Source organism: Brevibacillus sp. YAE8 (assembly GCF_057543335.1).
This window is the reverse complement of record NZ_BAAIYG010000020.1, coordinates 1-18,879: the sequence shown is the minus strand read 5'-3', so window position 1 is coordinate 18,879 and position 18,879 is coordinate 1. Positions and strand designations below refer to the sequence as shown.

At 54.1% G+C, this 18,879-nt stretch carries 15 protein-coding genes and 1 rRNA gene; 15 read left to right on the top strand and 1 reads right to left on the bottom strand.

Features of this window, described 5'->3' with window-relative positions; all coding sequences use genetic code 11:
• The first annotated feature begins 186 nt into the window (after window positions 1-186).
• The 14 genes from glyQ (at window position 187) to AC27IT_RS19600 (ending at window position 17,819) form a co-directional block, all read left to right on the top strand.
• Window positions 187-1,116, top strand: a complete 930-nt coding sequence (glyQ, locus tag AC27IT_RS19665; RefSeq protein ID WP_081774612.1) for a glycine--tRNA ligase subunit alpha — start codon at window positions 187-189, stop codon at window positions 1,114-1,116.
• Window positions 1,109-3,178 carry a glycine--tRNA ligase subunit beta gene (gene glyS, locus AC27IT_RS19660; RefSeq protein ID WP_487092058.1) on the top strand — a complete coding sequence of 690 codons (2,070 nt, stop codon included), beginning with the start codon at window positions 1,109-1,111 and terminating at the stop codon, window positions 3,176-3,178. The genes glyQ and glyS overlap by 8 nt, the downstream gene beginning before the upstream one ends.
• 123 nt (window positions 3,179-3,301) lie before the next feature.
• On the top strand, window positions 3,302-3,946 hold the full coding sequence (gene ccpN, locus AC27IT_RS19655) for a transcriptional regulator CcpN (protein ID WP_005833046.1): 645 nt from the start codon (window positions 3,302-3,304) through the stop codon (window positions 3,944-3,946).
• Between the two features lie 11 nt (window positions 3,947-3,957).
• A complete protein-coding gene (locus tag AC27IT_RS19650; RefSeq protein WP_005833044.1) occupies window positions 3,958-4,794 on the top strand; it encodes a pyruvate, water dikinase regulatory protein in 837 nt (278 codons plus the stop codon).
• 201 nt (window positions 4,795-4,995) lie between these two features.
• Window positions 4,996-6,858 (top strand): DNA primase, encoded by a 1,863-nt coding sequence (dnaG, locus tag AC27IT_RS19645; RefSeq protein WP_487092057.1) that lies wholly within the window; start codon window positions 4,996-4,998, stop codon window positions 6,856-6,858.
• A gap of 34 nt (window positions 6,859-6,892) precedes the next feature.
• The gene (gene rpoD, locus AC27IT_RS19640; RefSeq protein WP_007777605.1) at window positions 6,893-8,020 is read left to right on the top strand and encodes an RNA polymerase sigma factor RpoD; all 1,128 of its coding nucleotides are present in this window, start codon (window positions 6,893-6,895) and stop codon (window positions 8,018-8,020) included.
• A gap of 91 nt (window positions 8,021-8,111) precedes the next feature.
• Complete coding sequence (locus AC27IT_RS19635) at window positions 8,112-9,044, top strand: hypothetical protein (RefSeq protein WP_487092056.1); 933 nt, start codon at window positions 8,112-8,114, stop codon at window positions 9,042-9,044.
• 68 nt (window positions 9,045-9,112) lie between these two features.
• A complete protein-coding gene (locus AC27IT_RS19630; RefSeq protein WP_005833036.1) occupies window positions 9,113-9,277 on the top strand; it encodes a hypothetical protein in 165 nt (54 codons plus the stop codon).
• Window positions 9,278-9,416: 139 nt separating this feature from the next.
• A complete protein-coding gene (locus AC27IT_RS19625) occupies window positions 9,417-10,556 on the top strand; it encodes an acyl-CoA dehydrogenase (protein WP_005833035.1) in 1,140 nt (379 codons plus the stop codon).
• A 141-nt stretch (window positions 10,557-10,697) separates the two neighbouring features.
• The gene (locus AC27IT_RS19620) at window positions 10,698-11,432 is read left to right on the top strand and encodes a tRNA (adenine(22)-N(1))-methyltransferase (RefSeq protein WP_025844849.1); all 735 of its coding nucleotides are present in this window, start codon (window positions 10,698-10,700) and stop codon (window positions 11,430-11,432) included.
• The gene (locus AC27IT_RS19615; protein WP_005833031.1) at window positions 11,408-12,523 is read left to right on the top strand and encodes a Nif3-like dinuclear metal center hexameric protein; all 1,116 of its coding nucleotides are present in this window, start codon (window positions 11,408-11,410) and stop codon (window positions 12,521-12,523) included. Before AC27IT_RS19620 ends, AC27IT_RS19615 begins: the two co-directional genes overlap by 25 nt.
• Window positions 12,524-12,581: 58 nt before the next feature.
• On the top strand, window positions 12,582-14,582 hold the full coding sequence (locus tag AC27IT_RS19610; RefSeq protein ID WP_487092055.1) for an S-layer homology domain-containing protein: 2,001 nt from the start codon (window positions 12,582-12,584) through the stop codon (window positions 14,580-14,582).
• Entirely contained in the window at window positions 14,579-16,078 is a 1,500-nt protein-coding gene (locus AC27IT_RS19605) for a S41 family peptidase (RefSeq protein ID WP_197186816.1), read from the top strand. The genes AC27IT_RS19610 and AC27IT_RS19605 overlap by 4 nt, the downstream gene beginning before the upstream one ends.
• Window positions 16,079-16,334: 256 nt before the next feature.
• Window positions 16,335-17,819 carry an alkaline phosphatase family protein gene (locus AC27IT_RS19600; RefSeq protein ID WP_005833025.1) on the top strand — a complete coding sequence of 495 codons (1,485 nt, stop codon included), beginning with the start codon at window positions 16,335-16,337 and terminating at the stop codon, window positions 17,817-17,819.
• Here the strand turns inward: AC27IT_RS19600 and AC27IT_RS19595 are convergent.
• Entirely contained in the window at window positions 17,794-18,453 is a 660-nt protein-coding gene (locus AC27IT_RS19595; protein ID WP_007777617.1) for an endonuclease/exonuclease/phosphatase family protein, read from the bottom strand. The genes AC27IT_RS19600 and AC27IT_RS19595 overlap by 26 nt on opposite strands.
• A gap of 302 nt (window positions 18,454-18,755) precedes the next feature.
• Here AC27IT_RS19595 and AC27IT_RS19590 point away from each other — a divergent pair.
• Window positions 18,756-18,879 (top strand): 16S ribosomal RNA (locus AC27IT_RS19590); the annotation flags it as partial.

Genomic DNA, 18,879 nt, shown 5'->3' with positions numbered 1-18,879 from the left:
GGGACGGTGCAAGCCCGGTCACCATGCTGATGAAGGGCGTTCCGGAGCAATTTGATCTTGACAAGGTGGGCGAAGAACTTTTTCGCCAAGTAGGGTGGAACCGCGAGAATCCTCTCGTCCCTACACTGTTGCTTTTTGCGACAGTGTAGCGGGCGGGAGGTTTTTATTTTTGGAGGAGGAAAAAGCATGAAAATGACATTTCAAGACATCATTTTGACGCTGCAAAACTTTTGGGCGAAGCAAAATTGCCTGATCGTGCAGCCGTACGACGTGGAAAAAGGGGCGGGGACACTCAACCCGATGACATTTTTGCGCTCCATCGGCCCTGAGCCGTGGAATGTCGCTTATGTGGAGCCTTCCCGTCGCCCGGCGGATGGCCGCTACGGGGAAAACCCGAACCGTTTGTACCAGCACCACCAGTTTCAGGTGATTATGAAGCCGTCGCCGGACAACATCCAGGAGCTGTATCTGGAAAGTCTGCGCGAACTCGGCATCGAGCCGCTGGAGCACGACATCCGCTTCGTGGAGGACAACTGGGAGCATCCGGGCCTGGGCGCGTGGGGCCTCGGCTGGGAAGTTTGGCTGGACGGCATGGAAATCACCCAGTTCACCTACTTCCAGCAAGTGGGCGGCCTGGAGTGCAAGCCGGTAGCGGTCGAGCTGACGTACGGCTTGGAGCGTCTGGCTTCCTACATTCAGGAAAAGGAAAATGTGTTCGATCTGGAATGGTGCAACGGCTACACGTATGGAGACGTGTTCCTGCAGCCGGAGTACGAACACTCCAAATACACGTTCGAGCTGTCTGACACAGACATGCTGTTTACCCTCTACAACACGTACGAAGCAGAGGCAAAACGACTGATGAAGGAGCGTCTCGTCTACCCGGCGTACGACTACGTGCTGAAATGCTCGCACACGTTCAATCTGTTGGACGCCCGCGGCGCGATCAGCGTGACCGAGCGTACAGGCTATATCGCCCGCGTCCGCAATCTGTCGCGTGAAGTAGCGCAAACGTACTACGCGGAGCGCGAGCGTCTCGGCTTCCCGCTGCTGAAAAAAGCAGGCGGACAAGAGGAACAGACGGCACAGGTGAAGGGAGAGGATACAAATGAGTAAACGCGATTTGCTCGTAGAAGTTGGTCTGGAAGAAATGCCAGCGCGGTTTGTGGCACTGGCAGCATCGCAATTCAAGGAAAAAGTGGAAAAATGGCTGACGGCAGAACGCGTGCCATTTGACCAGATTACGGCGCTGGAAACGCCGCGCCGCTTTGCCTTGCTGATCCACGGCCTTGCGGAAAAGCAGCCGGATCGCAACGATGAAGCGAAAGGTCCGGCCAAAAAAATCGCCCAGGACGAAGCGGGCAACTGGACCAAGGCAGCGCTCGGCTTTGCGCGCAGCAACAACGTCGACCCGAACGACCTGTACTTCAAGGAAGTAAACGGCGTGGAGTATGTACATGCAAGAAAAGCGGAGGCAGGCAAGGCGACGACGGAAATTTTGCCGCAGCTCGCCGATGTGATCGCGGGCATGAGCTTCCCGAAAAACATGCGCTGGGGCACAAGAGATTTGAAATACGTTCGTCCGATTCGCTGGCTCGTTGCCCTGTTTGGCGAAGAGCTGATTGACCTGGAAATCGCAGGCGTCAAAAGCAGTCGCGTCTCCCGCGGCCATCGCTTCCTGGGCACAGAAGTGACGTTGAACAACCCGGGCGAGTACGTGAGCAAGCTGGCCGAGCAGCACGTCATTGTCAATCCGGAAGAGCGCCGGGCGTTGATCGTGGAGCAAATCCGCCGTTTGGAGCAGGAGCACGGCTGGACGATTCCGATGGATGAGGGGCTGCTCGATGAAGTCGTTCACCTCGTGGAGTATCCGACCGCACTCTACGGCACGTTTGAAGAACAGTTTTTGACGATTCCGCGCGAGGTACTGGTCACCTCCATGCGCGAGCATCAGCGCTACTTCCCGGTGGAAAACGCACGGGGCCAACTGCTCAATCACTTCGTCACGGTGCGCAACGGCGACAGCCGCGCTCTGGAAAACGTAGCAAAAGGAAACGAAAAAGTGCTGCGCGCCCGTCTCTCTGACGCCCGTTTCTTCTATGTGGAGGACCAGAAGCTGTCCATCGAAAGCTGCCTGAAGCGTCTGGAGACGATTGTCTTCCACGAAGAATTGGGAACGATCGGGGACAAGGTGCGCCGCGTCCGCAAGACGGCGGGACTGATCGCAAGCAAGCTCGGCGTCACTGCCGAAGAAGCCAAGCAAGTAGACCGCATCGCCGAAATCGCCAAGTTTGACCTCGTGACGAACATGGTCGGCGAGTTTCCTGAGCTGCAAGGCATCATGGGTGAAGATTACGCCCGCAAGGCAGGCGAGTCCGACCTCGTGGCGCGCGGCGTGTTCGAGCACTACTTGCCGCGCTTTGCCGGGGACCTCATGCCTGCCTCTGCCCAAGGCGCGATCGCGAGCATGGCTGACAAGCTCGACACGATCGTCGGCTGCTTTTCCATCGGCATCGTGCCGACAGGCTCCCAAGACCCGTACGGCCTGCGCCGGATGGCGGCGGGAATCGTCGCCATTTTGCTGGAACGCAACTGGCAACTGTCTTTGGACGAACTGTGGGATGCGGCGCTGGAAGGCTATGCGGCACAGGGCGTAAGCAAACGTACCGTGGAAGAAGTGAAAAAGGACTTGGTCGACTTCTTCGCTCTGCGCCTGAAAAACGTCCTGCAGGAAAACGGAGTCCGCTACGATGTGGTGGATGCCGTGCTGAGCGCAGATTTGACGCGGGTGCCTGACGTGCTGGCAAAAGCGAAGGCATTGATGGCGACTGTCTCGGCCGAAGACTTCAAGCTGATCGTCGAGCAGTTTAACCGGGTGAACAACCTGGCGCAAAAAGCGGAAGCGGACAGCGTGGCCGAAGCGCTGTTTGCCGAAGAAGCCGAGCGCAACCTGTATCAGTCTTACCAGTCCGTCGAAAGCGAAGTGCAGGGACTCGCCGATCAGGAGAAAATTTTGGCGACGCTCTCCACGCTGCGCGAGCCGATTCAAGGCTTTTTCGACAAGGTGATGGTCATGGCGGAAGATCAGGCGGTTCGCGCCAATCGCCTGGGCTTGCTGCTTCGCATCTCCCGTCTTTTGAACGGCTACGCCGACTTTGCAAAAATTGTGTTTGCGTAAAAAACAAATAGGCTGGTGCCTCCGTCTTAAAATGAGACGGGGGCACCTTTTTTCCGCGCGAAAGAAGGAATATCCGGTCGAATAGAGTAATACTAGGAAGAGGTAAAGACAGAACCGGGGTGATTGGTCATCGAGCTTACCAAGCGTCAAGAGCAGATCTTACAGATAGTGAAGGATGACGGACCGATTACAGGGGAGCATATCGCGGAGCGTCTCAATCTGACTCGCGCTACGTTGCGCCCTGATCTTTCCATCCTCACGATGTCAGGATATTTAGAAGCCAGACCTCGGGTCGGGTATTTTTATGCTGGCCGACCTGCAAGCTCCGTCATTAGTGAACGGCTTCACAAGCTTATTGTCAATGACTACAAGGCAGTGCCAATCGTAGTTTCCGAGTCCGCCTCCGCTTACGATGCCATCGTGACCCTCTTTCTGGAGGATGTCGGGACGTTGTTCGTTGTCAACCAAAAAGGGTATTTAGCTGGCGTCATCTCACGCAAGGACCTTTTGCGCGCTTCCCTCGGCAACAAGACGCTGGAGGATGTGCCAGTCAGCATCATCATGTCGCGGATGCCGAACATCATCACCTGCGGGCCAGAGGAAACCTTGTACGCGGCAGCGAAGAAGCTGATTGATTTCCAGATCGATTCCTTGCCTGTCGTGCGACCCAGTGACGAAGATCCGAAGCAGATGGAGTTGATGGGACGGGTTACGAAGACGACGATCGCCAAAGCATTTGTAGAACTGGGCAGCGAGCCGAAAGTGTAGGAGGAGAATGGATGCAAGGTAACCAACAAGGACAGCTCATCTACGTGGTCTCAGACTCCATCGGCGAAACGGCCGAGCTGGTCGTTCGCGCTGGAGCCAGCCAATTTGACCGTTTTTTGTTTGATGTGCAAAAGTATCCCTACATAGAAGACAAGGAATCCATCGACGAAATCATCGCTTCCGCCAAGGAATCGAAAGCGATGATCGTTTTTACTCTGGTAATCCCGGAGCTGAACGCGTACATTACCCAGCAAGCGGCCCTGCACGGCATTCCTGCGATTGATGTGATGGGCCCGCTCATGCACACGCTACAGGGCATGCTCAAGGAGCCGCCGACTGGCAAGCCAGGGCTTGTGCGTCGACTGGACGAGGAGTACTTCCGCAAGGTGGACGCCATCGAGTTCGCCGTCAAATACGACGACGGCCGCGACCCGCGCGGGCTTTTGCGCGCGGACGTCGTTTTGATCGGGGTATCGCGCACCTCCAAGACACCGCTCTCCATGTACTTGGCGAACAAGCGCCTGAAAGTGGCGAATGTTCCCCTCGTTCCGGAGGTGGAGCCGCCGGAAGAGCTGTTCCAGCTCCCGCCAGAACGGTGTGTCGGGTTGACCATTAATCCGGAGCAGTTGAACGGCATCCGCACCGAGCGACTGAAAGCGCTCGGATTGACGGCGCAAGCCAACTACGCCAATCTCGACCGGATTGCGGAAGAGCTGGCCTACTCCAAGCGGATTATCGACCGTCTGGGCTGTAAGGTGATCGACGTGTCGAACAAGGCTGTGGAGGAAACGGCCAACATCATTTTGGAGATGATTCGCAAAAACAACCTCCGCAACGAAAGGAAATAGGCCAAAAGAAGGAATTTGGCGACTTTTGTAGAAAACGAGTAGCGAAAGCTTTTCATACATGGAGCGCAACAGCGTTTATTGCTTGCGGAAATGTGGAAAAGTAGAAAAGAAGAAAAGAAGTTCGAGACAAAGAAGGAATTTGACGAATTTTGACGAACTAAATAATCTCATCGTGCGATTCTCCTAAAAAGGTGGAAAGACATGACAGGTCCCACTTCAGATGAATTTGTGAATCAAGTGCGTGCCGCTGTCGACATCGTAGACGTTGTAGGAGAGTACGTTCAACTGAGAAAAAGCGGTCGTGCCTTTCTCGGTCTATGTCCGTTTCACTCTGAAAAGAGCCCTTCCTTCAATGTGAATGCAGAGCGACAGTTTTTCCATTGCTTTGGCTGCGGGGCAGGTGGGGATGTCTTTTCCTTTTTAATGAAACTGGAGCAACTGACGTTCCCAGAGGCACTGCACAAATTGGCGGAGCGTGCCGGGATCGAGATGCCCAAGACACAGCAAGTAGAGGAATCTCCTGAAAAACGCGCCAAGCAAGCCATGCAGGAAGCGCATCAGCTTGTGTCAAAGCTGTACCACTACGTGCTGACGGAGACGCCATATGGCGTGGAGGCGATGAAGTACCTCGAACGGCGCGGAGTGTCTATGCAGACGATTGCCGAGTTTCAGATCGGCTTTGCGCCCGATTCCTGGGATTTTGTGACGCAGTTTTTAAAAAAGCGGGAGTTTTCCCAGGAGTTGATGGTGGAGGCCGGACTCTTGGCGAAAAGCGATGGAGGAAAAGTATTCGATCGCTTTCGGGGACGGATCATGTTCCCCATCCACGACACCCAGGGAAATGTCATCGGATTCGGCGGCCGCCTGTTGGACGGCTCAAAGCCGAAGTCTCAACCCAAGTATTTAAACAGCCCGGAAAGCCTTTTGTTTAACAAAAGCGCTACCCTGTTCAACCTTCACCGTGCCCGTCCATATATTAGAAAGAGGAAGCAGGCACTGTTGTTTGAAGGATATGTCGATGTCATCTCGGCATGGCAGGCGGGTTTTCCCCAAGGAATCGCCACGCTGGGCACCGCCCTGACGGAGCAGCAGGCCAGAATGATTCGGCGCAATGTCGATTCGGTTGTGCTTTGCTATGACGGAGACGCTGCCGGTCAGGAGGCGACAAGCAAGGCGATCCACATACTGCAGCAGGCTGGTCTCATCGTTCGGGTAGCTCCTTTGCCGCAGGGAGTCGACCCCGATGATTACATCCGCCAGCACGGAGCTGAAGCCTTTTCTCAGCAGGTTTTGCTGCAGGCGATGCCGGTTACGGCTTTTCGCTTGAAACATTTACGCAGCCAGATCGTAATAAATGATGAGACGGACAAGGCCCGCTTGATTGCCAAGGCCGTTGAAATCATTAACGAGCTGGAAAGCCCGGTCGAACGGGATATGTATTTGCGGCAATTGGCGGATGAATACTCCCTGACGCTCAGCGATCTCAAGTGGGAGGCCAAGCGCGTTTACAAACAGCAAAAAAGTGAACGGCAAAGGGATAAAGTGTCGCCAGCATGGAATAATAGTATAAATAATGGCAAAGTTACGCTCGCGAAAACACTGCCGCCCGCTTACCATACGGCTGAGCGCATGCTGCTGTACTACATGATGCGGAATCAAGAAATAGCCGCCCGCGTCCAGGAGGAATGCAGCGCCCACTTTCAAGTGGACGAACACGACGCGCTGGCTGCCTACCTGTACGCCTACTACGCAGAGGGAAACCCGGAAGACCCTGGAGGGTTCATACATTACGTGCAAGACGATTTGTTAAAGCAATTAGCCTCGGGATTGGCCATGATGGAGTGCAAGGAAGACGTATCTGATTTAGAGATCGGTGACTACATCAAACAAGTGAATAACTACCCGAAGCGTGCCGAGTTGGAACGATTGCGCGAAGAGCAGCGGAGCTTAAACCTCCAAGCGGCCGCAGCGGACAGCGAGGATGCGCGCAAACAACTGGAAATTCAAGCTGCCTTAACAGGGATGAAGATTCTTGAATTGGAAAATGCTTTAAAAGAAGGGTAGCTTCAGATCATTCCCGGGGAAGGAGGGAAAGTAGATGAACAAGCAAAATATCACTTCTGACATGGAAGCAATGTCCATCGAACAAGTGAAGGAGCAGTTGGTCGAATTAGGCAAGAAACGCGGCGTTTTGTCGTACAAGGAAATTACGGATCGCCTGGCAGGTTTCGAGCAGGATTCGGATCAGATGGATGAGTTTTTCGAATACCTGGGCGATCAAGGTATCGAGATCAACAACAACGAGAACGACGACGACGATGAAGTCGACGAAATGATTATGAAGGACGAGGACAACGAAGAATTCGACTTTGACGATCTCTCCGTTCCGCCTGGAATTAAGATCAATGACCCTGTACGGATGTACTTGAAAGAAATTGGTCGTGTTCCTCTGCTCTCCGCTGAAGAGGAGATTAAATTGGCGCAGCGCATTGAACAGGGTGACGAGGAAGCGAAAAGAAGACTGGCTGAGGCCAACCTGCGACTGGTTGTTTCGATTGCCAAGCGCTATGTAGGCCGCGGCATGCTGTTCCTCGACCTGATTCAAGAAGGGAACATGGGTCTGATTAAAGCGGTGGAAAAGTTTGACTACCGCAAAGGCTACAAGTTCAGTACGTACGCGACATGGTGGATTCGCCAGGCCATTACCCGTGCAATTGCGGACCAGGCGCGGACCATTCGGATTCCGGTGCATATGGTGGAAACGATCAACAAGCTGATACGCGTTTCCAGGCAGCTTCTCCAGGAGCTAGGACGCGAGCCGATGCCAGAGGAAATCGCGGAAAAAATGGATTTGACCCCGGAAAAGGTTCGAGAAATCATGAAGATTGCTCAAGAGCCTGTTTCTTTGGAGACGCCAATCGGGGAAGAAGACGACTCTCACTTGGGCGATTTCATCGAGGACCAGGACGCGCTGGAGCCTTCGGATGCAGCGGCGTATGAGCTGTTGAAAGAGCAGCTCGAAGACGTTCTGGACACCTTGACTGATCGGGAAGAAAACGTTCTTCGCCTGCGTTTTGGCCTCGACGACGGTCGCACGCGCACATTGGAAGAAGTTGGCAAAGTGTTCGGCGTAACGCGCGAGCGCATCCGTCAGATCGAAGCAAAAGCGCTGCGAAAACTTCGTCATCCAAGCCGAAGCAAACGCTTAAAAGATTTCCTGGAATAGCCGATATAAGGAGTATGAGGCCTACGTTTTAGCCGACGTAGGCTTTTCGTTTTCCACCATCATTTTCTTTCACGAGTAAGGAGGGGCCGCGTTGGACGACCAGCGCAAGCGAACCATCATAGCCGAAATTGAAAACTGGCGGCGCAATCACCTGCTGCCTGAACATTACTGCATTTTCCTGTTAAACCTGTACACAGAAGGGGATCGGCCGAGTACGAGTTCTACGGCATCCGCGGGCAGGGGAGAAAAGAAGAGAACGGATGCGACGTTGGGAACGGGAGCAGGGGTTGCGACAGGCAACTCGTCACCATCCACCGCTTATGCCTACGCAACCAGACAAGTAGCTCCGATTACGGGAAAAATGGTGATGACCTGGCTCCTTGGCGCCTTTGTTATTGCTGGTTTGATCTTACTTGCTTTTCATTTTAACCGTTTTACGACCCCAATGCAAATTGCCATCTTTGCCTGTTTCGCTCTCATTTTCTATATTCTAGGACTCGGCGTTCGCCGCCAAGCCCCGCCATTGACGCATTTGTTTCTCATGATTTCCTTTATTCTGTTAATTGCGGGTGGAATATATTGCATTCAAAAGCTGAACGGTTCCATGCCGCTGGTCCTCTTGTATTTGGGCTTCATTTGCGTGCTATTGTGTGTAAGTGCTTTCCTGTTTGGCTACGCCTACTTGCTTTATTGCGGGATGCTCGGCCTGGCGCTCCTGTACGGATTTGCGACTGTGCAGCGAGTAGGGGAGGACTACACGTGGTGGAAATCGGAGCTGTACTGGGTGCCTCTCGCTTGTCTTTTGACGGGACTCGGCTTTTTAATGAACAACGGCAACCCGAAGTGGGCAGGGGTTTTCGCAGTGTGCGGGCTCATCTCCTTTTTTGGCGCGGAGATTCAGGCGCTGTATATTGCCGAAGCGAAAAGAGACATGATCCAGTTGCTGCTGTTCATCAAGGTGTTTTTAGCCTCGGCGCTGTTTTTCTTTACGCGCGGCTACTGGTACACATGGCTCAGACTGTAAGGCAGCCCCATTTTTTTCGCTTGTCCGATTTGCTACAATGAGGGGAGAGAGAAAATGAGGTGAGGGAAATGGAGAGCAAGTGGAAAGTATTGATCGGAATCTTGCTGGCTGTCGTCTTTTTGGGTGGAGAGACGGCTGCACAGCTTATGGGAGTCAAAACATACAGCATCGGGTACATACTGGGCGCTCTGGCCTTTTTGGGAGCGATCCTCGTGGGAGCACGCCAACGTTAGGCGTGTTTTTTTTGCGGAAATCACACAAACAAGCCTTTCATGGTGTATAATGGAAGGAGTATTCTGAACAAACGCTCAGTCATAACGGTACAAGTCTTGCCCATTCACTACTAAAGCGTTTTCAAGGGGGTAGCAAAAGATGAATTTTGATCTGACGGTAGAGCAGCAAATGCTCAAAAAAATGATGCGGGAGTTTGCCGATGAAGTCGTGGCACCTGGCGCAGATGAACGTGACCGCACCAAGCAATTTCCTGTCGAAATATTCAAGCAGATGAGCGAACTGAACCTGATGGGCTTGCCGTTTCCGGAAGAGTACGGCGGCGGCGGATCTGACTCCACGAGCTTCGCCATCGTTGTCGAGGAGCTTAGCCGTGCTTGCGGCTCGACGGGCATTACGTATTCGGCGCACATTTCGCTCGGCGGCGCTCCGCTGCACCTTTTTGGCACGGAAGAGCAAAAGCGAAAATATTTGAGCAAAATCTGTTCCGGTGAAAGCTTTGGGGCATTCGGCCTGACGGAGCCAAACGCCGGCTCGGATGCAGGCGGGACGAAGACGACAGCCGTCTTGTCCGATTCGGAGTGGCTCATCAACGGCTCCAAATGTTTTATTACGAACGCTTCTTACGCGTCGTTTCTGGCCCTGACCGCCGTGACGGACAAAGACAAAGGATCGAGAGGGATCTCCGCCTTTATCGTCCCGACTGATGCGCCGGGCTTTACCGTGCTGGCCAATTACGAAAAGCTCGGCTTGCACAGCTCCAATACGACAGAGCTGGTGCTGGAAAATGTCCGGGTGCCGGAAGAAAACATGCTCGGAAAACGCGGCGAAGGCTTCAAGCAGTTTCTCATTACGCTCGATGGCGGGCGCATCGGCATCGGGGCGATGGCGGTCGGAATCGCACAGGCCGCTTACGACAAGGCCTTGCAATACGCCAAGCAGCGCACGGCTTTCGGCAATTCCTTGAGTCAGTTCCAGGCGATTCAGCACAAGCTGGCTGACATGGCCATGCAGATTGATCTGGCTCGGACGATGGTGTACAAGGCAGCCTGGCTCAAAGACCACGGGCGCAAATTTACGAAAGAAGCCGCGATGGCGAAGCTGTACGCTTCGGAAGTCGCCATGTCCGCGACTCACCAGGCCATTCAAATCCACGGCGGATACGGCTACATGCGCGAATACCAGGTGGAACGCTTTTTCCGCGATGCGCGTCTTTTGGAAATCGGCGAGGGCACCTCGGAAATTTTGCGCAATGTCATCGCCAGGGAAATCGGCTGCTAACAAATTTTGGAATATTTGGAATCCTCGCTGCCAGATCAGCGGGGATTTTGTCGTTCTTTGCGCGGGCGTTGTCACGTAATTTGCATTTCGCAATTGCTGCCAAATAGGGTAGAATAGAGGCAACGGAAGGTGAAAACAAAGATGACATCATTAACGATTTCCAAGCGGCTGCAAACGATTGCCCGCTACTGTCCAGAAGGAGCCCGCGTCGCCGACATCGGGTCGGATCATGCGTTGTTGGCTTCTTATTTGCTTGTGAAAGGAATCGCCTCGTTCGTCATTGCCGGCGAGCTGAACGAAGGACCTTTTCAGGCAGCGAAAAAGCAAATACATACTTTGCAGGTGAAAGACCGCGCGTCCGTCAGAAAAGGAAACGGACTGGCCGTGCTGGAACCGGGCGAAGCCGACGTCGTCTGCATCGCCGGAATGGGCGGACAGTTGATCGTCTCCATTTTGGAGGCGGGACTGCCCAAGCTGGAAGGCGTACAGCGCCTGATCCTGCAACCGAATGTCGGGGAAGAGGCGGTGCGCCGCTGGCTGTTGAATCAGGGCTGGCAGCTCGTAGCCGAAACCATTTTGAAGGAAGACGGCATTATTTACGAAATTTTGGTGGCCGAACGAGGCGTTCCCACTGTTCCTTATGAAAACAAAGATCGTCCGCAAGAAGATCTCCTGAGGATCGGTCCGTTCCTCTGGGAAGAAAAATCAGAAATTCTCCTGGAAAAATGGAGTAGCGAAGCTGAAAAATGGCAAAAGGTCCTGCTCCAGTTGCAGCGCTCGGACAAGCCGGAAGCTGCCCAGCGAATTGCGGAAATCGAACGAGAAGTGAAATGGATCAATGAGGTGATAGCATGCTTGCGCACGGACAAACCGTAATCCAGCACGTAGAGCGTTTGGCGCCAAAGGCTTTGGCGATGGAAGGCGACAAAATCGGCCTTCATGTCGGGACGCTGCAAAAGAAAGTGAAAAAAGTGATGGTCGCACTCGACGTGCTCGAACCGGTGGTCGACGAGGCGATTGCCGAAGGCGTCGACCTGATCGTCGCACACCACGCCGTCATTTATCGCCCGCTCAAGCATTTGCGGACCGATCTGGCAGCAGGACGGGTTTTTGAAAAGCTGATAAAGCACGACATTGCCGTCTATACGGCACATACGAATCTGGATGTCGCGGTGGGCGGCATGAACGACTGGCTGGCAGAAGCGATCGGGCTGGTCGATGTGGACGTGCTGGATGTGCTGCAGCGAGAAGCGTGGAAAAAGCTCGTCGTCTTCGTACCGGCCACGCACAAGGACGCTGTTTTCCAGGCCATGTCTGAGGCGGGTGCCGGGCATGTCGGCAACTACAGTCACTGCTCCTTCCAGGTGGAGGGAACCGGAACCTTTTTGCCAGGCGCAGGCACCAACCCGCATATCGGTTCGCAAGGCAAGCTGGAGACGGTCGAGGAAGTTCGCATCGAAATGGTGATTCCGGCTTCCAAGCAAACGGCGGTGCTGAAAGCGATGCTCGCGGCTCATCCGTACGAAGAAGTTGCCTACGATATCATCAGCCTGGAACAGTCCGGCCAGGCTTACGGAATCGGGCGCATTGGCTACTTGCCTGCTCCCATGACGCTGCGGGAAATGGCTGAGCTGGTCAAGGAGCGCTTTTCGCTGCAAGGGCTTCGCGTGGTAGGCGATCTGGATGCTACGGTCAAAAAAGTAGCGGTCGTCGGCGGAGATGGCAGCTCGTTCGCTTCCAAGGCGATTTTCAAAGGCGCAGATGTGTTCCTGACGGGAGACATCGGCTACCATACCGCGCACGATGCGCAGGCCGACGGGCTTTCCATCATTGACGCGGGCCACAATATCGAAAAGATCATGAAACAAAAACTGGCGGAATACTTGCTGGAGCAGTTGAAAGCAAACGGCTACGAAACCGAAGTCATCGCCTCTGCTGTGCACACGGATCCGTTTCAATTTGTGTAAGGAACATGTCGGCAAAAAAGAACGGTTGCCGTCCAGTTGAAGTGTAGGAGGATTTTGTGTGCAAAAACTAATTCGAACGCTCTCTAGCGGACTGCTTGTCGCTGCTCTGCTCACCCCCGGCGTCGCTTCAGCGGCTGGGGGCTTTCTGCCTTACAAAGACATTGGCACGCATTGGGCGAAAGCATCCATTATTCGCGGTGTACAGGCAGGGCTGTTTGCAGCGGGTGCGGATGCGCCGATGTTTTACCCGAATCGGGAGATGACCCGCGCCGAATTTGTGGCCTTGATGGATCGCTTGTACAACGGCGGGCAGTATCAGTTGTATCCGCTGACGTTTTTATCCGAACATGCCGAATGGTCAAAAGGAGAAGGGTTCGATGAGCCGTACCTTCCTTATAAAGACGTCGATCGGCTGACGTGGATGTACAACCCGACGTTGCGCGTGTCAGTCATTTTGGACAGGCTGTACGGCCCGAATGCCATCCAGGAAGTATTTCCCGGCGAGGCGATGAACCCGAACCAGCCGATCACCCGCGAAGAAGCGGCAAAGCTCATGCAAATGTTCACGATGTCGCCGGACAGCGCAAAAGCGTGGGAAGAAGTCAAGGCTTGGGGCTGGCTGGAAGGCGAACGCTCAGACAAGCTGAAGCGGGGCGAGGCGGCGGCAGCAGCCGATCGCATGATTACGTATTTGGTGCAGGACACGATCCTGCCGCTGTTGGACTACGATGGTCAAAAGTTTCCGATGGTTCCGGAGATTGAGGAGCTTTTCCCTTATTTTGCAACGTATACGATTTGGTCAACAACAGAGGAAAAGGCGTACGTGGAGGCCGTGGACGCGATTCGCAACCACGAAGACACGGATCAGACGTTTCAGGTGCTGCGCAAGCTGTTGGGGACCTCGTTTGACAACCGGATCGGGCTGCATTTTTATTTGAGCTGGGACCCGGAGACGGAGATTTCCGCCAACCTCGATGAAGCGATGAGTGCTATCGACGCTTATTTCGCCGACAAGGTCATCGCGCCGGATACGCTGCGGCTGTTGAGCGCCAATGTATATGACCTGGCGCTGCAGCTCGGGGCAAACGACCCGCAGCAATTCGCCAAGGTGCTGGACCGTTTGAGCACGTATGAAGCAAAAGTCAAACCGGATTCAAAAGAATGGGAGGCGCTTGCCATCTACCTGGGGGCTCTGGAAATCAGGAGCGGACAGACGGAAAAAGCGCTGAGCCGCTACAAGCAGTTTGTTGCCGCCAATCCGGAAGCACTGCTCAACGCCTGCTACTATTTGCATCAGGATGGACGGCTGGAAGAAGCGGCAGCGCTGCTGGCAACGGTCAAGCCGAACGCCGCAGACACCCGGATGGTGCAGCTCGGCAAGCTTTTGCAGCAGGAGCTGGCTTCCTTGCAGGAGCAAACGGCGATTGTGAGCGACCTCGGCTATTCGCTGCGCCGCCTGGACAGCACGGAGTCCTATCAGGTCAAGGGCGAAGCTGTGCTCAGCGGGTTCACCTTCAAGTACACGCAGGAGATCGACCAGCGCAGCCAGATCAGCAAGCTCAACGGATTTTACCAATCGCCGCAAAAGCTCGTGTCCGACAAGCTGTCTACCTATACAGACGGTCGCAAACATATCCAATACTCCTACGACTCCGAATCGCAAAAATGGGAGCAGCACAAGACGGACAAGCTCGACTTTTTGCATGAATGGGTCAGTGCCCTTCCGGTAGCGGAACGTGCCAAAACTTTGCATGCCCGCTACTTCAAGCAGTCGTTCGGGGAGATTGACGTGATTACGGAGTGGATACCCGGTGCCGCTCTCGAAGAAAAATCCGCTTCGCTCATGCTTGAGCGCGGCAAAGTCAAACACGTGCCGCTGTTCATGAACAAGTATTACATTGACCGGGCGAGCGATCGCGTCGTCAAGCATACGTGGCGCTATGAAGAGATTTACAGCAGCGATGAATATGTCGCGTATTCCGGTACGGATCGGTACGATTACGCCGCAAACGTGAAACTATCAATTCCTGATGAAGTGCGAAAAGGGGTGACTCCATGAAGCGGTTTAGTCAATGGCTAGCGGCTGCCCTGTTGGCAGTATCGGCATGGCAAGCGCCAGTCCAGGCAGCAGAAAATCCGTACGTGGAAACAGAAGAAGTGTTTTATCACGTCATGGAAAGTCATCTGAGCAAGCCGCAAGCGGCACAGTTGGTAAAAGGCGCGCTGCAAGCGGTCAGCGAGCAGGCAAAGGAACGCAAAAAGCTGCAGCTTGCCGTCTCTCCTGAGGACGACACATGGGACGAGCTGGAGCAGCGGCTTGTGGAATGGCAAAGCAAAGGCGGCTTCGATGCGGCTTCGATGAACGTATGGGCGATCGACGGCATGCTCTCGACCCTCGATGATCCGCACAGCGTCTTTTTTACAGCAGACGAACTGCGGCTGTTCCAGTCCGATGTGGAGAATCAGTTCGTCGGGTTCGGCTTTCGTCTGCGGATGCAAAACGATCATTTGATTATTCGCGAAATCGTTCCCGGCTCCCCGGCTGCGGCCTCAGTCCTCAAGCGCGGCGACCAGTTGCAAAAGGTCAATGAGGTTTCGCTTGTGGGCAAAAGCTTCGAGGAGTCGTACGCCTACCTGAAAGGGGCGGAAGGAACGGAAGCGGTCCTGACCGTCTATCGTCCCGCTGAAAAACGCGAGCTTCAGGTCAAGCTGAAACGGGCGATGATGACCCTTCCGGAAGCCGAAGGACAGCTTTTTTCCGATGGGTCCATTGGCTACATCAGCCTCGAAACATTTGGCTCCGAGGGCGCTTTGCAAATGCGCGACAAGCTGCTGGAATTTGCTCGCTCACCAAAACCGTTGACCGGGCTTGTGCTCGATTTGCGCGACAACGGCGGGGGCTATTTGGCGACTGCGCGAGATATCGCGAGCCTGTTTATGGAAGAGGGCCTGCTCATGTACACGACGAACCGCAATGGCGTGGAAGTGGAGACATGGGTGAGAAACGGACGGGATATCAACGTTCCGGTACGGATTTTGGTGAATGGAGGAACAGCCTCCGCCTCTGAGCTTTTGTCTGGCGCCTTGCGCGACCACGGCATTGCCAAGCTGATCGGCACTAAAACGTACGGAAAAGGAAGCGCGCAGCAAGTCATCCCGCTATCGGCGGGAGATGCGTTGAAGCTGACGCTGAACGAGTATTTCACGCCCAAGCATACGGTCGTCAATCACATCGGACTCACGCCGGACATACTGGTAGAGGATTACGGGGCGCAAGTGATCGAAGCTCTCCACTCCCTGAATGTTCGCCAGTGGGAATTGAGCGATGAGGATGGCGATACGGTTATCAACGGCATTCCGTTTCCTACCGTGGAACCGCTTTTCAAGCAAGGAACCAACGGATTGCAAATCAGGGCGGCTGTCCTGTCGCACTTGTTGAAAGATCCTGAGATCGGGGAAAAAGAGTATGTGGAGCTTTCGCCTTATTTGCATAAGCATTCTGCCTTGAAAGTGCAAAGCAAAAATGGATTCCATGTCCTGACTTATACTTCCTAACGAAAAGAGAAGAGAAGGCCTCTGCTGTCCGTGGGATTTGTCCATTCCACGTGCCGGCAGAGGCTTTTTTGTTTGACATGGGCTATCCTCCAAAGATGCTTCGCCAAAAACACGGTCGAAGCCTTTCGTTTTCGCATACGAGCGGGGCTTGCGGAAAGCTAGGGGGGAAGTTTTCTTTCGCTTGGAGTATAGTCGACTGCTGGAAGCCGAACACTATCAGGTGCGATACTAATGAAGAACGAAGGATGGCAGACCGATGAAAAAGGTACTTCTTTTTTTGATCGACTCCATGATGCCGGACGTGCTGGAGCGTTGCATTGCGGCAAACAAAGCGCCGGGCTTGCGCTTTTTGCTGGAACATAGCCAGTACATCCCGGACTGCGTGACCGTGTTTCCGACGATGACGGCTTCGATCGACTGCTCTCTGATAACGGGCGTGTACCCGGATCAGCACAAAGTTCCGGGACTGGTTTGGTACGATTCGGAGCAGAAAAAAATAGTGAATTACATTAACGGCGCGGTTCCGGTGCGCAAGCTGGGCATTGCCCAATGTGCAACCAACGTGCTGTTTGACTTGAACGAGCGCCACCTTAGCAAAGACGTGAAGACGATCCATGAGGTGCTGGAAGAGCACCAGCTCGTGTCGGGGTCGATCAATGTCATTGCCCACCGTGGCCATAAGCAGCACAAGGTGCACATGCCGCCTCTGCTCGACGCCATCACCTCTTTTCAGCTTCGCGAGACGGTAAGCGGCCCGACGATCATGAGCATAGGCACGCTGGTGCGGCCAGACATATTCCGTCCGGTGACGTGGAATATGGCGCAGACCGTGTTCGAAGGCTACGGAATCAACGACACGTACGCCATCGACGTCCTGATCGAAGTCATTCGCAGTGGCAAACAGCCTCATTTTACCTTGGTCTACCTCCCGGAAAACGATCACAAGCTCCACGCTTCGCCGCAAAATGCTATCCAGCACCTCGCCGATGTAGACAAGCAGCTCGTGCGCTTTTTGGACAGCTTCGCCTCCTGGGAGCAAATGCTGGAGCGAAACGTCTGCATCCTGATCTCGGACCATGGCCAGACGGTAATCGGGGAAGGCGAAGAGCACAATATTTCATTGGATGCTCTCCTGAAGGGGTTTTCCATTCATGCGCTGGGGAAGGAAGTGACCAGCGAAGTCGAGGTAGTCATTTGCAACAATGAGCGGATGACCTTTTTGTATCCGGTGAACGGGACAGAGCAGGCGGCGATTGTCGAAGCGGTCAGCGTTGATGAACGGATTGACTTGATCGCCTGGAAGGATGGCGAGAAAATGATTGTTCGCCGCGGGGGCTCAAAGCAGGAGCTGAGTTTTTGGCGCGGTGCGGAGTATTCCGACGCTTATGGACGCTCGTGGGGAATGGCTGGCGATCCGTCCGTGCTCGATGTGCAGTACGATGGCGAGACGCTGACCTTTGACACGTACCCCGATGCTTTTTCCCGGCTGTACGGAGCGGCGTTTGCGCAGCAAGGTCCGGCTGTCATTTTGACTGCGGCGCCGGGGTACGAATTTTTGTCAGAATGCGCACCTACCCATCTCGGAGGGGGAAGCCACGGTTCTTTGCACAAACGCGATTCGCTGATTCCTTTGGTAATCGCGGGCGCGGCTCAATCGTTTCCGTTGCCGGCGCGGCTGGTGGACGTCAAAGATTTTATTTTACGCGAGCTGGGCGTCATTTCAGGCGCGCATCCACAATGATCGGCACGTGATCTGACCAGGTGACGTTAGAGACGGCATACTGCTGAATGTCCCAATGGCTGGAGGCAAACACGTAATCCAGACGGCGGCGAAAGGCCGGGAGGGTGTGCTTCTTCTCCTGTCCGCAGACGAGAGCGCAGTCTTGCAGGACAGGGGCGAAGGACACGTTGGCAGCGTTGAAGTCGCCCATGAGCAGAACAGGGCCCTGATGGCGGGAAAGGAGTTCGGAGAGGAACTGTAGTTGCGCTGTACGGCTTGTTTGATTCAAGCTGCAATGCGTTACCCAGGCGGTGATGGTTTTTCCGCTCCACTGGAAAGCAGCCTGCAACAGCGTCCGTTGCTCGCGCTTCGCAGGGAGTGCGACGGTCTGGATGTTTTCGAGCGGATATTTCGAGAGCAGCGCGTTTCCGTAGTGTCCGTCGCCGTGCGGGATTGATGGCGCAAAAGCGAGGTGATACTGCAATTGCTCTGCCAAAAAGCTCGCTTGATAGCCGTATTTGGAGTTTTGGTGGACTTCCTGCAAGCCTACGATGTCTGGTTGCAAGTAGGACAGTGTGTCAGCCATTTGGACAAGACGTTTGCGCCACCAGAGATCGCGGCCACTGTGAATGTTGTAACTTACTGCTCGCAGCATGCTGGCTCCCGTTTCGGTGTGACTTGGGCTTTTCTTTTTCTAGTATGGACGATCTTTCCAGTGGTCTAGTCGGAGGGATTGTGGTACATTGAAAAACCCTCCTTTTTCAAGAGGAGAGGAAAAACATTTTTTAATCAACTTATTTATAATTTCCTGTTGCATTTGATTTTAGCCTATGCTATATTAAAAAACGTCGCCTCTACTTGAAGCGAAAATGGAAAAAGATGCACCTTGAAAACCGGATAGAATCATCTGTGAAAAATAAGCTTGTGTTTTACTTGATGTCAGATTCACTTTCTACTTTATTGGAGAGTTTGATCCTGGCTCAGGACGAACGCTGGCGGCGTGCCTAATACATGCAAGTCGAGCGAGTCCCTTCGGGGGCTAGCGGCGGACGGGTGAGTAACACGTAGGCAACCTGCCTCT